We start from the raw sequence: 13903 nt of genomic DNA, 5'->3' as shown, positions 1-13903 counted from the left end.
TCAACCGCCCGCCAGCCAATTCGAGAACCCCGCCATGAAAAGCCCAAGCACCTCTTTGAAGGTGAAGTAAAAGAGGAACAAGCCGCCGGCCACGGCAAATGGCGTCGCAATGAAATAGACTTGGATCTGCGGCGTGAGCTTGTTGGCGACCCCGACAGCGAGATTGAAGACAATGCCGAACAAAATGAACGGACTCGCGACTCTCAGACTGAGAAAGAATGCCTTCGACAGCGTGTCGGCAACCTGGATAAGTCCAAATTGGGGGCCAAATCCGGAGGCGACCGGAAGCGTGCGGTAAGACGCGACAAGGCCGCGTATAACTTCCAGGTGCTGATCGGTGACGAAGAGCAAGGTCGTCGCAAGGAAGATCAGGAAGTCGGCGATCGACGGCGTGGACTCGCTATCCTCCACCGAGACGCCCAGCGCGTTGGCGAGACCGATCTGCATCGCGATCGACGTGCCGAGCGTTTCGAGCGCCGCAAAAAAAATACGTCCCATAAGACCGATCAAGCTGCCGATGAGCGTTTCCGAAACGATGAGCTTTACGAGCGCAAATGCCGAAGCGTTACCGACGATCTTCCCGATCGTTTCGCCAAGGAATGGCGTCAAAGCCAGACTGATCGCAACGCACAGAAAGAGCCGCACGGTGACCGGGACACGCGGACTTGAAAATCCTGGCATCAGCATGAGGCACCCGGAGATGCGGCAGAAAAGAAGGAACGCCGTCAAAACCGCGTTCGATCCAGTCCAGATCACGAGATTGTTCCGAGCGACTTGATCTCGACGCCGCGGGCGATCTCCAGATGCGAGAGAACCGGCAATGTTGCAAACAGCCGCTCAATCACCATGCGCACGTAAGGCCGCGCTTCCGGCGTCGTAACGAGGACAAAGACATGTCCCTTGTCCATTCGATCGCGGATCGCGATCGACGCCTCGTTGCCGAATTGTTCGACCATGCCGGGGTCGAGGTCAAACTCGATCACATCGCCCTTTGCATCGCGTTTCAGGCTTTGGTGGAAAGCCAAGTCCCAGCGATTGCCGAGCCGCAGCACTTTCAACGTGCCATTGTCGAGGAGATCGCCGCAAATCTGTTGCGCAATTCGCATCCGCACGTGTTCCGTCACCTGCTCGGCACGACGCACGTGCGGCGCAATCTCGGCGATGGCTTCAAGGATCAATTGCAAATTGCGGATAGAGACTCGCTCTGCAAGCAGAAGCTTGAGGACCGCCTGCAGGCCGGAATAGGAAATTTGCGAAGGACAGATATCGTCAAGCAACCGCTTGTATTCGGGCCCAAGCCGATCGAACAGCGCACGCATGTCCTTGTAAGAAAGCAATTGCGAGAGATTATTGCGAATGACCTCGCTCAGATGCGTGAGCAGAACCGACATCACGTCGATCGATTCGAACCCCTGGCGCTTGAGCTCTCCCGCATAGGCTTCAGAAACCCACATCGCCTTCATGCCGAAAGCAGGTTCACGCACCTCCTCGCCGGGCAGGTCCGGCCTGCGGCCGTCGCCCACAACGACCAGCAGGTGGCCGACCATCATCGTGAACGACGCCACGACTGTGCCGTGAATTTTGATCTGATAATTTTTCGCCGGCACCATAAGGTTATCGGAAACCTTGATCTCCGGAACAACGAAGCCATATTGCTGGGCGAACTTTCGGCGCATCTTGGTGACGCGATGCATGAGTTCGCCTTGCGCCGCGAGCATGCGCGAGGAAAGCTGCTTGCCGAGACAAAGCTCGATCTCCACTGACTTCAACGATTCCTTGACGGATTCACGCGCTTCCTTCAGCGCCTTTTGTTCCGCCGCCGCGGCCGACGCACTGTCCACCGCCGCCTGCCGCGCGAGGCGCGCAGGGATTGTATAGCCGGCGAACGCCATGAGACTGCCCAGCAAGGCAAACGGGACGAACGGCAGCCCCGGAATAACGCCAAGTACAAACATCAACCCGCCGGCCACGAAGAGCGCACGCGGGTATTTAACCAACTGGCCGAGTACCGCCTGCTCGGCCGAGCCACGCGTCCCACCTTTCGAGACGAGAAGACCGGCCGCCAGCGAGATGATCAGGGCCGGAATTTGCGTGACGAGGCCGTCACCGACGGAGAGCTTTGTGAAAACATCCGTGGCCTGCGACAAAGGCATATCATAGCGGGTCGCGCCGATGATGATGCCGCCGAAAATGTTGACCGCAAGAATAATGAGGCCCGCGATTGCGTCACCACGCACGAACTTGGACGCACCGTCCATCGAACCAAAGAAGGAGCTTTCCTCTTCAAGTTCGCGACGACGACGCTGCGCCTCCTTTTCATCGATCGTTCCCGATGAGAGATCGGCGTCGATCGCCATTTGTTTTCCGGGGATGGCGTCAAGTGTGAAACGCGCGCCGACTTCCGCGATACGCGTCGCGCCTTTGGTGATGACGACAAAATTGACGGTGACGAGGATCGCAAAGACGATGAGCCCGATGACGAAATCGCCGCCCATGACGAGCCGGGAAAAACCGCCGATGACATAGCCTGCCGCGGAAGTACCCTCCGGCCCGTTTGAAAGAATGAGCCGTGTCGTGGCAATGTTCAGCGACAGCCGCAATAGCGTCGCGACAAGCAACACAGTTGGAAATGACGAAAAATCAAGCGGCCGCTGAATCCACAGCGCGACCATGAGAATGAGGACGGCAAGCGCGATAGAAAATGCAAGCCCGATATCGATGATGAAGGGCGGGATGGGTAGAAAGAAGACGGAGAGAATCGCAAGGATGCCGACAGCAAAGCCGACCTCCCGAATGTTACCCTTGCGCTCCGGCGCCAGTTGCGCCAGTTGCGCTTCCGCCACTACCCCCGCCATAACTCACCTGCCGATCGCGCGCCGCGCTCAATAGCCCTTTTCGATTCGCGAATAGACGTGTTCGGTGAAGACATACATCTGTCCGCCGACAAAGGACGCCGTGACCGTTAACGCCGCAAGAACGACGAGTATCTTCGGCACGAACGTCAACGTCGATTCTTGAATTTGTGTCAGCGCCTGAAACAGCGCGATGGCAATACCAACAAGCATGGCCGAACAAACCGCAGGCCCGGACATGACAAGCACAGTCCAGATGGCCTCACGGGAAAGCTCAAGCGCGTCGGCCTCATTCATGATCAGTTGATCGTCAAGCCGCTCGGCAACTCGAACTGTGTGCCGTCGCTCAAGGTCGTCGTGTTCGCCGCACTGCTGCCGGTCGTCAACGTCACCGTGCTGCCATCGGTCAACGTCGCGGTCGTGCCGCCACTGGAATTGAGATTGACGGATTCGACCGTGCCCTTTGTGGAACCGTCGGGTGAGGTTATTGTCTGCCCGATCATCTGTTCGGCCTGCGAAAGCGCGTTCGATGTCAGCATCGTATCGAGCTTCGAATTGGTGTCGATTTGCTGCTCAACTTGCGAGAACGACGCCAACTGGCTCATGTACTGGGTCGGATCCGTTGGGCTCGTCGGATCCTGGTTCTGCAATTCGGCGACAAGCAATTGCAGAAATTGATTGTAATTGACCGTCGCCGAAGCCGCGGCAGATTGCGGCTGCTGCGAAGAATTGGATGAATTCTGGGTCGGCGAAGTTGGAGATGTTGGATCGACTGACATAGGCGGTCTCCTTAAGCTGCCGCTCCGGCGATTGGGCCTTCGCCGACGCAAAGAACCTCAGCCTCGATCGGCAGCAATGTGCGAATGGTCTTCAACGCGTCGAACTTCCGATCTTCCGAGACGAACTGCTCGGCCGAATCGAGGCCGGCCAAAATTCGCGGTTCGGCGAATAACTTCCGATTATTCCTGATAGCTTGCGCGAACATTTCCGCCGCCGCGGGCGTATCCGCTGGATTCATCAGCATGATCTGCGTGATGAAATAGAGCTGCCGGAGCGGCGTGGTCACATCACCGACATTCATCACATGGGCTTCCAGCAGAAACGTCGCATCATTGAGCAATTCAATGGACACCTTGCGATCAACAAGCACGACCGCGCCGTTGATGTAGAGACGCTCGCCTGCGCGAAGTGAAATTCGCATCGTCGCCTCAATTCAAACCGTCGCGGATGATCGTACAAATCTCGATCAAACCACCGAAATTCTCGGTCTTGCCGAGTCGCATGCGATTGATTTCATTTGTGATCCAAATACCGATTGAAATCAGCTCGGCGCGCAAGGCGTTGGGCAGATCGTTTTCCGGCCTGGCTAAATCATCGATGAAAAGATGCCACAGCCTGTTCAGATAGTTCAGCGCTTCCGCGGCCTCCATCGACCTGACGCCCCTTTGCTGGCCGAGTTCCAGCAATTCGATCGCACGCTGCATGGCCTGCCGCTCTCGCGCGCGCGCATCTTGCGTGTTGCCTTCCATTATCTCTTGGTAAGAGAACTGATACATGGTTGCTGATCGCCCTTCCTAAGAACGCGGGTTAGAGGTATTTCACCAAGCTCAGCTGTGAAAGTTGCGATGTCAGCTCGTAAGAAGTTTCGATCTGCGTTTGCAGATTTGTCACTTCAGTCGTCGCGTCGAAAGGATTGACGCCCTCAAGATTGCCGATCTGCGTATTCAGAACATTCATTTCGACTGACATCTGATTATTGGCCGACGTAATGTCGCTCTGGGCGGTGCCCACGCCGGCTTGCACATTCGTCAAAGCCGTGAGGCCGGTGTTCAAAAGATTTTCGGCATTCGTCATGACAGTCTGCAACGTCGAGCTGCTCAAATTCTGCGTACCAACACTGGCGAGCATCGTGTAGGCCTGCGCAATATCCTGGAAGGCCGGATTGTTGGCGCTGACTGACGTGTCAACGGTTTGCGAAGGCGAGATTTCGCTTGTCGTTTCAGTATTGCTCGCCGACGACCAGTCTGATGTCCAGCTCGAACCCTGGAAGAGCGATGAGAACTGGCCGCCCAGGAAGCTCTGCATCTGGCTCGCCGTTATATTTGCGACGCCGGGATCGCTTTGCGAAAAGCCGAAAGAAGACGAGAACGCGGAATTGACGGCCGCTTGGTTCGCCGAACCAGAAGCATAATAGTCAGTGATCGGCGCAACCGAGCTATTCGTGCCGCCGAAAAGATAATTTCCGCCCGAATTCGTGTTGAGCCCCGCGATAAGTTGCTGCAGCGCACTTTGTGCCTGCTCTTGCAAGGTCGCACCGACTCCGTTTTGACCGGTTGCGCCAGTTAAATCCGTCACCATACTCTGGGCGCTTGTCTGAAGCTCAGTAAGCACGTTTTGTATGCTGCTCAGATTTGTCGCCGCCAGATTATTTGTCGTCGTAAACGTCTTGAGCAGCGATTCCTGGTTACGCAAATCGATGTCCTGCCCCGCGTCCGCGCCAAGGGCGAGACCGACATCTGCGTAATCCCCGGTCGAGACCTCTTGTTGCGCTTGCGCCAAGTTGGTCTGCTCCGAGAGAATGGACTGACGCAACGCCGTAGAAATCGAATAAGATGAGATGTACGAGCTCATGCGCTGGTCGCCTGGTCAACTGCGTTCGCCAGATCGGCGAACATGTCATTAATCGTTGTCAGCAATTTCGCTGACGCGGAATAGGAGTTTTCGAGGTCAAGCATTTGCGACATCTCGTCGTCGAGATTGATACCCGTCGAATTCGAGAGCGCCGTCGTCGATGTCGAGAGCAACGTGCTCTGAAAGGCGCTCTCGGACGTGACTTGCTGTTGTTCGGTATCCAGCCAACTTACCGATGCCGTTGCATATCCCTCAAGCGTATTGGTCGTGCCGATCTGACCAGCGCTGGAGAAGGTCTGGTTGGCGGAAAGATTGGTCAGATATTGCTCAAGCTGCGTATCGAAGCTGCCCTGATCCGACGTGTTGAAATTGAAATTGATACCATTGCCCAACAACTCTGGATTGCCACTCTGGCTCGGATCGACCGCCGCATTGACGGCAATCGTGCCGGCGAGACCCGTTACTTGCGCGGAAGTTGGCAACGCCGTACTCGCGCCATTCGTGAAGAGCCCCGCCTCCGTATCGCTTGAATTTGCCGGGTTCGTCTCGCTGAAGGCACTGATGAGCCCGCTTGCCGTCTGGTCGAGCTGCGCCTGATAGGTCACAGTGACGTCATCACGAAGCGTCGCGAGGCCAGCCAGCGCGCCGGATTGAATCGGCATTGTGGACGAGCTTCCGGTCACCGGAATCCCATCGATATAAACGGCATTGCCAGTCGTTCCTGCCGTGTACGTTTGCGTCGGCTGGAACGTCACACTGCTCACGGTGCCGCCCTGGTCAAGCGCGACGCCGCTGTCGGTATAGACCGACATTTCGCCGTTGGCGCCGGTCGAGGTGGTGATGCCGATTTGCTGTGAGAGTTGCGTGAGAATCGAGTTCCGGGTGTCCTGCAAATCGGTGACATCCGCTCCGGTGGCCGTGCCGGTGACGATCTGCTGATTGACATTCTGAAATTGCGTTAACAGAGAATTGATCGACGAAACCGACGAAGCCATCTGCGTATCGGCTTGTTCGCGGACCTGCTGCACTGTCGCCGTCGCGCTGTTCAGCGTACCCGCCAGCTTTTGTGCGGCAGTCACCGCGGCCGTTGCGAGGCTACTACTCGAGGGCGACGCCTCATATTGCTGGATTGCGTTGGTGAGATCACTGAGTTGCTCCGCCGGCGACGTATCGGAGCCGGGCTCACCGACAATTGCCAGCAACGAGGTGAGCCCATTCGAGATTGCCGCCTGGGTCGCCGACGCAGATGTCGCCCCGAGAACATTGCCGAACAGCGCCTGATTTTGCGCGTTCGTGACCGAAACAACCTCGGACCCCCCGTCGTAGGTCGATATGACATTCGCAAGCTTCTGCGCGAACCCAGGAATGTTCACGCCATTGATATTGCGCGAAACGGTCGCGGATTCGGCTGAGACCGTCGACAAAGCCTGCTGGGCGATATTCGTGGCAGTCGTGAGATTCATGGCACGAACTCAAGATCAGAGGGAAGCGACGATTATTTCAGAAGATTGACCAACTCGCTCAGCATGTCCGAGCCGACGGAGAATGCTTTCGAATTGGCCTGGTAGCTGTTCTGAGTCACGACCATGTTGGTGAGTTCGGTCGCCAGGTCGACAGTCGAGGTTTCTTCTTCCGATCCGTTGATCGAGCCGAAGCCATTGTTGTTGGCGCCGCCAAGCTGCATCTTGCCGGAGTCTGAATTCGGCTCGAACACATCGCCGGCCATCGAAGTCATCGCATTGACCGCCGGCACCGTCGCGAGTGGAATTTGATAAATTGGCGTGGTCACACCGTTGGAAAAGGTCTCGGACAGAACGCCATCCTGAGAGACCGAGACGCTTTCATAAGTCCCCGGGGGATTGCCGTTAGCGGAACCCTGGACGGAGGTTGATGAAGCGAGCTGCGTCAGCTTGGACGGGTCGAACGCGATTGCCTGACCATTGACCGTAACCGATACGGGCGTTGTCGGCGTCTGCAACGCGCCCGTCGTCGTGCTGAATTGCAGATCCTGCGTCTTCAACGGCGCTCCTGGCGGCCCACTTGGGGTGCCCGCGGAATTGTAGACGTCCATCTCCCATTGACCGCCCCCCATATTTGACATGTAGACGTTCAGGGTCGTGGGGTTGCCGAGACTGTCATAGGTTGTGACCGGCGTCATGCTGGTGAAGCCAGAACCGGGGGGAGTGGCGGACGGCAGATCAGCCGCGGCGACGGTTGCCGACGACGAATCGAGATTGCCCGTCAATGTCGCAGAGGTTGACGCCACCGCGGGCGAAAGGCTCGACGTCGAAATTTGCACCGGCACCAGATCATTTGGGGAATAGCTGGGCGGCGAAGGAACCGGCGGATAGCCCATCAAAGTATAGCCCGACGCGTTGACGAGATTGCCCTGCGCATCTGGCTCAAAGGAGCCGGTGCGGGTCAGGAATGTCTGGCCACTCGCGTTCTGGACGACAAAAAAGCCATTGCCCTCGATCGCCATATTGGTCGAATCGCTGGTCGCAGTCGGATCGCCTTGCTGCGAGATACTGTAGTTGACGACCGTGCCGACGCCGCCCGCGTCGTATTCGTTAGGGCTGAATTCGTTGAGCATATCCTCGAACTGCGTCGAGGCTTCTTTGTAGCCCACGGTATTCGCGTTCGCGATGTTATCCGAGATAGTCGAAAGCGCATTCGCCTGAGCGTTCATGCCCGACACGCTCGCCATCAACGCACTAAAAAGACTCATCGCCGTTTCTCCTGCTCGTCTGAACTGATTAAAAGGCTAGCGACTTGTGCGGGGCTTGCGCGAAACGCACATCGCCGCGAAACAACGAAACAAACGCAAATGTGCCGGGAAACGTAATCGCTTCCCGGCACATCGCTTGTCATTTAACAGAAAATCAGAGGCGTCATATTTCAACGCATGGAACACGCCATGGCGTCACGCCAACTATTGGGCCTCAGCGAGGCGATAGCCCAGATAGCGCACCGAATTGATTGGATCGTAGCCAAGATGGCGGCGCAATTTCTTGCGCAACTTGCTGATGTGACTTTCGACAACATTCTCTTCAACGTTGTCGTCAAAAATGCCGTAGATCGAATTAAAGATCTGCGCCTTGCTCACGCGGCGACCGCGATTGGCGACCAGATATTCGAGAATGCGCCGCTCGCGGCGCGGCAACGGCAAAATGCTGCCCTTGATCTCCGGATCGCGCCCGTCAAAGAAAACGCGCATCTCGCCGACGATGGCGTGATCCTGCTCCACTTCGAGTCGTCGTCGGATCGCACCTACACGAGCAAGAATCTCACGAACATGAATCGGCTTGCGGACGACATCGTCAACGCCCGCCGCAAAGAGACTAAGCGTCTGCTCGAGCGACGGCGCCTCATTCATTGCGATAACCGGCGCGCGGGAACGCTCGCGGATCATTTTTGGTAGCCCTTCGCGGTCGCGACAATCACCCAGTAAAAAAGCTTCGACCGCATAAAGATCCGTATCTGCGACCGTCTGAACCCATTCCCGGAATTCATCGGTGCAAAATCTGGCTGCGGATACGCCCTCACTATCGAAGCGACATGCATAACCCGCAGTTACCATGTCCCGCTCATCCACGATTACCAGCACGGAATCGCCCCCCGAATCAGTTGTTTAGCCCTTATTTACTGTTAGCTAAGTCTTAAGTGTCGTCAAACAATACTGTCGCGTTTTGAGACTTCGGACCGTCGCGGATTCAATTTGGAGAGGGGCGTGTGATTTAAAAGACTCAATACCACTTGCGGACGTGACTCTCCTGCAACTCGCGTTGCATCAGCGGCAAAAGGTGCGCGCCGAATCCGTCCAGGTTCCGAAGCCGCTCGCAACCATATTGGCGATGACTTCGCAGACATATTGTTTCTGCGCCGGATCGTTATCGGGGCCAGCGTGATAGCGCGCTGCGGCCAGGGTCCAACTGCCTTCCTGCTCTTTCAAATCCCGGAGGTAACGGGCGGCGTAGTCGACATTGGCATGCGGATCGAACATCTCCGCCACCGAGGCGAAATGACTGCCGTGATAATGATGGTTGATCTGCATACAGCCGATATCGATCAGCTTCACGCCCCGGTGCTGCGCATCGGCAAATTGCTGGAGGGCTTCGTCGAGCGTTTGCGGAAACACAGACGGCCCTTCGATGTTCAGCGCGAAAGGACTGAGCGTGCCGCGCCGGCCAGTCTCCGTCAGGCCGACAGCGTAAAGAACGCCGAGCGGAACACCGTATTTTGCCGAGGCGCGAGTCATCTCGCGCTCGCAGACGAGGGATTGGGAGGCCGCGGCCGCGCCGTTAGATATAAAGGCCAGAGCCAGCAGAACGCTGAGCCGCAGACCGTGCCGTTTCCGGAGTGCCATGGCCATCTTGTTTGGGATTTTGGCGTGAGAAGGAGTCGCTGGTGCCACCATCTTGAGTCTGCGACCCGCCATTGCCCTGCGAATCGCTGCCCAAGCTCTGACCAGAAAAATTCTGCGCTAAACCTTGATCAGTAAAGCCCGTCGTCGCCCCACTTGAGGGTGCGAAGCTGATTTCAACACCTGATACGGTGTAGCCCGCACCATTGAGTCCGTCCGTGAGCGCTCGCCTGTCTTTCTCGAGGAGATCAGCGGTGCCAATCTGGCTCGCCTGAACTTCGACAGTCAGGCCGGTCGCCGACAAATTGAGCCTGATGCTGACCGCGCCGAGATCTTGAGGATCGAGCTGCAGATTGAGCGTCTTGAGGGATACAGACGACGGCCGTGCTGTCTCGGCAAGACTATTAACGTCCGCGGGCGTGGACGCCCCGCCTTCCACTTCCGCAGTTGATTCCGTCGGCAAAGTGGAACTTACCGCATTGACGACCTGTTGCGACGGCGAAAGCCACGCGACCGGCGTGAAATGCGTTGTATGCGAGACGGCATCGACCTTGATGGGCGCCGAATGCTCGTGATCCTCATGCGCGGGCTCGGCATCGAGCGCAGCCAAGGTCGCTTTAGCCGGATCAACATTCACGCCCGGCAGTCCGTGCGCGGAGGCAGGAGGAGCCTGCAAACCAGGGCTTGATGCGGCAAATGGCACGGCGGGAATCACAGCGGCCATCGCCGCACCGGCCATTTGCGCGTCGAGATTCGGTCCAGCCGGCGTTTGCCCCGTGTCGCTCTCGACGCGTCGCCGACGATCTGCACTCGTAGGCGAAGAAGAGGCGACGCTTTGAGTTGCATGTTCATCGATGCCAGACGCGACCGAAGAGGCAAGCGAATCTGGCCGCCCTGGCTTCCCGGTATTTGCACCCGCCTCAGCGGCCTGCTGCCGCTGGCTTGCGAGGAATGCCGGCGTCTGAACATTGGCCGGGATTTTTGCTGGCGGTTGCGGGATAGCGGAGGACGGTGTGCCGCTTTTGCCCACGATATCGCCGGTATTCTTGGCTGCCAGATTGGTTGAACCGGATACCGAAGCCGGAATGTCCGCGCCATCCTCCACGCCAGCCTGACGCGAAATGAGCGATGCGGCGGCGCTGCCAATTGCCACGCCGGACAACGACCGCACCTGAGCGCCCGTATTGGCTGAGGTGGACTGGCCCGGCAGCGCCGGATTTCTGGTCTTCATCTGCGCGCCATAGGGCGAATTCGATGGAGCTTCGCTATTTGCGAGCTTCCCGCTTGATAGCGACAATTGGGCTAGATTTTGGTGGAGTGCGCGCGTTTGCGCGGATTTTTCGTCGGTGGCTTCACCGAGAGATCCGCCAACGCCAAAAGAATTACCCTGATCCGCCGATCCGTTGCTGGCGTCGGGAAATATATCGCCGCCGAGCGCCTTCCACCCGCCCCCATTTGGGGCGCGGGTGGAAGCCTGCTGATTATCGCTCTGCTGGGACAATCCTGCCAACACGTCCCCAAACGCGTCTGATTGTTGGTCCGATGCAGCGGGATCGCTTCCGCTTGTCGGGTCTGAAGTCGGAAGCTGAGAGGTCGTAAGAAGAGCGTTGGAAAAGCCGCTGATATTATTCATGGCTAGTCGCCTCCAAACTGTCGCTTTCGGCAAGCGCCTTTTGCGCGGCATCCATCGTCGCGTCGCTGCTTTGGATGACGGCCTTAAGTTGCTGCGGCAGGGGCTGCGCCCCCGCGCTGTCCAAAGGCTGCCTTGCGTCGACTTGCGGCCATTCATGAATTTGCTGCGAGACCGACTGCGCGGCATCCTTGAGGCCGACTTCCTCGCGCGAAAGGTGCGCGGCATTCAGCGTATCGAGCATGTCGTCGCCACGCGCGTAGCGCGGTGTAAAGATTTGCGCTGCGCCATCGTAAAGTTGTGCGCGGCCGCTCTCGGTTGAATCGGGCGAGGCCAGGCTCTCCGCTTTCGCCGCTGCAAACTCCGCAGCCGAGATTTTTCCCATCAGAATCGAGGCACGGGCGATCATGAGATAAAGCTTCAACTGATCGTCGGGCGGCAAACTGCTCAAAGCATCATCGATCTGTGCAAGCTGGTCCGAATCACCCGCGATGTTGAGCCGGGCAATTGCATCGGAAAAATGCTCGCGGAAATTGTCAGCGTATGTCGAGTTGCGAAAGCGCCGGATATAGTCGCCGGACAGGCTGATGAAACGATCGAAGTCTCCGGTTGCATTGATAATGAATATCTCACGCCGCAAGGCGGCTTCCTCTATAAGAGTCCCAGGCGCCAGGACCCGCGCGACATCGAGAAGTTCGATCGCCTTGTATGGATCCTTGCTGGCGACCAGCGCCGCCTGCGCCAGGGCGATATGACCACCCACGATCGGCTCGAGCGTGCGCGCATCGATATTTGCCAAAAGCGATCTTGCGCTTGTGACATGGCCCTCGGAATAAGCCACCGCCGCCTCGACAAGCGTTTTTTCCTGCGGCGCGCAATCTCCACTCGCGAGTATCGTCTCGGCGACCCGCGGAGAGCCACCGCTGAGAACATAAGTCACAATTGCGCGCGCGTTGCGCGGCTCGCGCCACACTGATGGATTGTAAGAAAGCAGCCGAGTCGCAAGTTCGGCCGCAAGACTGGAAACAGCGATGCGCGCCGTGCGATTGCCCAATACAATCTGATCTTGCAGCGCATGCAAAGAGCGCACGAGTTCGTAAGGCGGCTTCGATGGTGCCGCGCAAAGGGGGCCTGCGGCGAAGGCAAAAGCCAAACATATCGCGGCCAAGGCGCGCCGGCTCATGATTTGGCCTCTTTCAGGAAGATCTCGATGCGACGGTTTTCGTCCGCCAGCGGTTTACTCGGCACTTTCAGCCGACGATCTGCGTAGCCTTCGATTCGCACGATGCGCTTTTGGTCAACGCCGCCGCGGACGAGCATGTAATACGCCATCTGCGCACGCGCCGTCGAAAGCCGCCAGTTGTCATAGATGCCGGTTCGATATGGCCGCCCGTCCGTAAATCCGCCGACAATGAGGTCGCCTGAAAGGCCCTTAAGCGCCCGCGCGACCTTGTCCATGATATGCACCGTCTTCGGCTGCGGTTCGGCCGAGCCGATAGCAAACATCGCGAAATTTGCTTGATCGGTCAGACTTATCAGCACGCCTTCATCCACCGCCTTCACCTCGATTGCCGGTTTTGCGGCACCTTTCCCGGCAGGACCGATGAGCTTGGCGATCTCCTGCTGAAGCTGCAGGGCGAGGACCTGTGTGGCGCTGAGCGCCTGCTGCTTCTTGATGTCAGTTTTCGCGGGCACAGTCGCCGCAGACGCTGCAATGGCAGCGGAATGGGACGTATCCGGCGCCGATTTGCTATCAGGCGCATTGCTCGTTGAGACGGGCGGCGGCGGGACGGCTTGCGGTGCCGGCGGCGGCGTGGTGGCAACCGGCGCCATTTCAGCGGCCTTGTCCGCCGGCTTGAACGGATCGGCGTACGTATCCGTCGTCAACCCGCTCGAATCGTTGTCCTGCTGATCGAGCTGCTCCCCGGATGCGGCTTGGCCGCTTGAACCGGACGCCGCGATTTCGGCGAGCACGGCGTAAGGATCTCTAAAAAGCGCTTCTTCGGAATGCGTCGGGGGCGGCTCGACGGTGCGCGCCACGGCGTCCTGATTGATCTTCGAATCGCTTGGGCCGGCCGCCCCATCTTCAAACCCCGATGAGCTGCCTTTCTTTTTCGCCGCCTTGTCCGCCGACTTTGGGAACGATGCCCCATCGGCGGCTCCATCAGTTTCAGGCCCGCTGTGGGGATCGTGTAACCCGCGCTTGTGAGTCGACATATCGACAAGATCAACCGGGTTGAAGTAACGCGCGAGCGACGCTTTTGTTTTTGTATTGGTGGCGTTGACGAGCCAAAGCACGAGGAACAACGCCATCATCGCCGTCATGAAATCGGCAAAAGCGATCTTCCACGCGCCCCCATGTGGCTCGTGTGCGCTTGCCCTGGAGCGCTTGATGATCACGATTTCATGCTTTTCGTTGTCGGCCAC

General features: G+C 57.8%; 14 protein-coding genes. All 14 read right to left on the bottom strand.

What is annotated here, in order from left to right:
- The 14 genes from fliR to WDN02_RS11485 all read right to left on the bottom strand — a co-directional run bounded on the left by fliR (window position 1) and on the right by WDN02_RS11485 (window position 13903).
- Entirely contained in the window at window positions 1–756 is a 756-nt protein-coding gene (gene fliR, locus WDN02_RS11550; RefSeq protein WP_337293632.1) for a flagellar biosynthesis protein FliR, read from the bottom strand.
- Complete coding sequence (flhA, locus tag WDN02_RS11545; RefSeq protein WP_337293631.1) at window positions 753–2855, bottom strand: flagellar biosynthesis protein FlhA; 2103 nt, start codon at window positions 2853–2855, stop codon at window positions 753–755. Before flhA ends, fliR begins: the two co-directional genes overlap by 4 nt.
- 27 nt (window positions 2856–2882) lie before the next feature.
- Window positions 2883–3149 (bottom strand): flagellar biosynthesis protein FliQ, encoded by a 267-nt coding sequence (gene fliQ, locus WDN02_RS11540; protein WP_337293630.1) that lies wholly within the window; start codon window positions 3147–3149, stop codon window positions 2883–2885.
- Between the two features lie 2 nt (window positions 3150–3151).
- A complete protein-coding gene (gene flgD, locus WDN02_RS11535) occupies window positions 3152–3631 on the bottom strand; it encodes a flagellar hook assembly protein FlgD (RefSeq protein WP_337293629.1) in 480 nt (159 codons plus the stop codon).
- Window positions 3632–3642: 11 nt separating this feature from the next.
- The gene (gene flbT, locus WDN02_RS11530) at window positions 3643–4053 is read right to left on the bottom strand and encodes a flagellar biosynthesis repressor FlbT (protein ID WP_337293628.1); all 411 of its coding nucleotides are present in this window, start codon (window positions 4051–4053) and stop codon (window positions 3643–3645) included.
- Between the two features lie 7 nt (window positions 4054–4060).
- Entirely contained in the window at window positions 4061–4408 is a 348-nt protein-coding gene (gene flaF / locus WDN02_RS11525) for a flagellar biosynthesis regulator FlaF (protein ID WP_337293627.1), read from the bottom strand.
- A gap of 31 nt (window positions 4409–4439) precedes the next feature.
- The gene (locus WDN02_RS11520) at window positions 4440–5483 is read right to left on the bottom strand and encodes a flagellar hook-associated family protein (RefSeq protein ID WP_337293626.1); all 1044 of its coding nucleotides are present in this window, start codon (window positions 5481–5483) and stop codon (window positions 4440–4442) included.
- Window positions 5480–6946 (bottom strand): flagellar hook-associated protein FlgK, encoded by a 1467-nt coding sequence (gene flgK / locus WDN02_RS11515; RefSeq protein ID WP_337293625.1) that lies wholly within the window; start codon window positions 6944–6946, stop codon window positions 5480–5482. Before flgK ends, WDN02_RS11520 begins: the two co-directional genes overlap by 4 nt.
- A 32-nt stretch (window positions 6947–6978) precedes the next feature.
- A complete protein-coding gene (locus WDN02_RS11510) occupies window positions 6979–8211 on the bottom strand; it encodes a flagellar hook protein FlgE (protein ID WP_337293624.1) in 1233 nt (410 codons plus the stop codon).
- A gap of 204 nt (window positions 8212–8415) precedes the next feature.
- A complete protein-coding gene (locus WDN02_RS11505; protein ID WP_337293623.1) occupies window positions 8416–9090 on the bottom strand; it encodes a response regulator transcription factor in 675 nt (224 codons plus the stop codon).
- A 183-nt stretch (window positions 9091–9273) separates the two neighbouring features.
- Window positions 9274–9855 (bottom strand): transglycosylase SLT domain-containing protein, encoded by a 582-nt coding sequence (locus WDN02_RS11500; protein WP_337293622.1) that lies wholly within the window; start codon window positions 9853–9855, stop codon window positions 9274–9276.
- Window positions 9785–11077: a flagellar hook-length control protein FliK gene (locus WDN02_RS11495; RefSeq protein ID WP_337293621.1), complete on the bottom strand. Its 1293-nt coding sequence runs from the start codon at window positions 11075–11077 to the stop codon at window positions 9785–9787. The genes WDN02_RS11500 and WDN02_RS11495 overlap by 71 nt, the downstream gene beginning before the upstream one ends.
- A gap of 394 nt (window positions 11078–11471) precedes the next feature.
- Entirely contained in the window at window positions 11472–12659 is a 1188-nt protein-coding gene (locus tag WDN02_RS11490) for a hypothetical protein (RefSeq protein ID WP_337293620.1), read from the bottom strand.
- Window positions 12656–13903, bottom strand: coding sequence for a MotB family protein (locus tag WDN02_RS11485; protein ID WP_337293619.1), 1248 nt, complete (start codon window positions 13901–13903; stop codon window positions 12656–12658). Before WDN02_RS11485 ends, WDN02_RS11490 begins: the two co-directional genes overlap by 4 nt.

Source organism: Methylovirgula sp. (assembly GCF_037200945.1).
Taxonomy (GTDB): domain Bacteria; phylum Pseudomonadota; class Alphaproteobacteria; order Rhizobiales; family Beijerinckiaceae; genus Methylovirgula.
The sequence above is the reverse complement of the archived record's forward strand: the minus strand, read 5'-3'. Positions and strand labels throughout refer to the sequence as shown.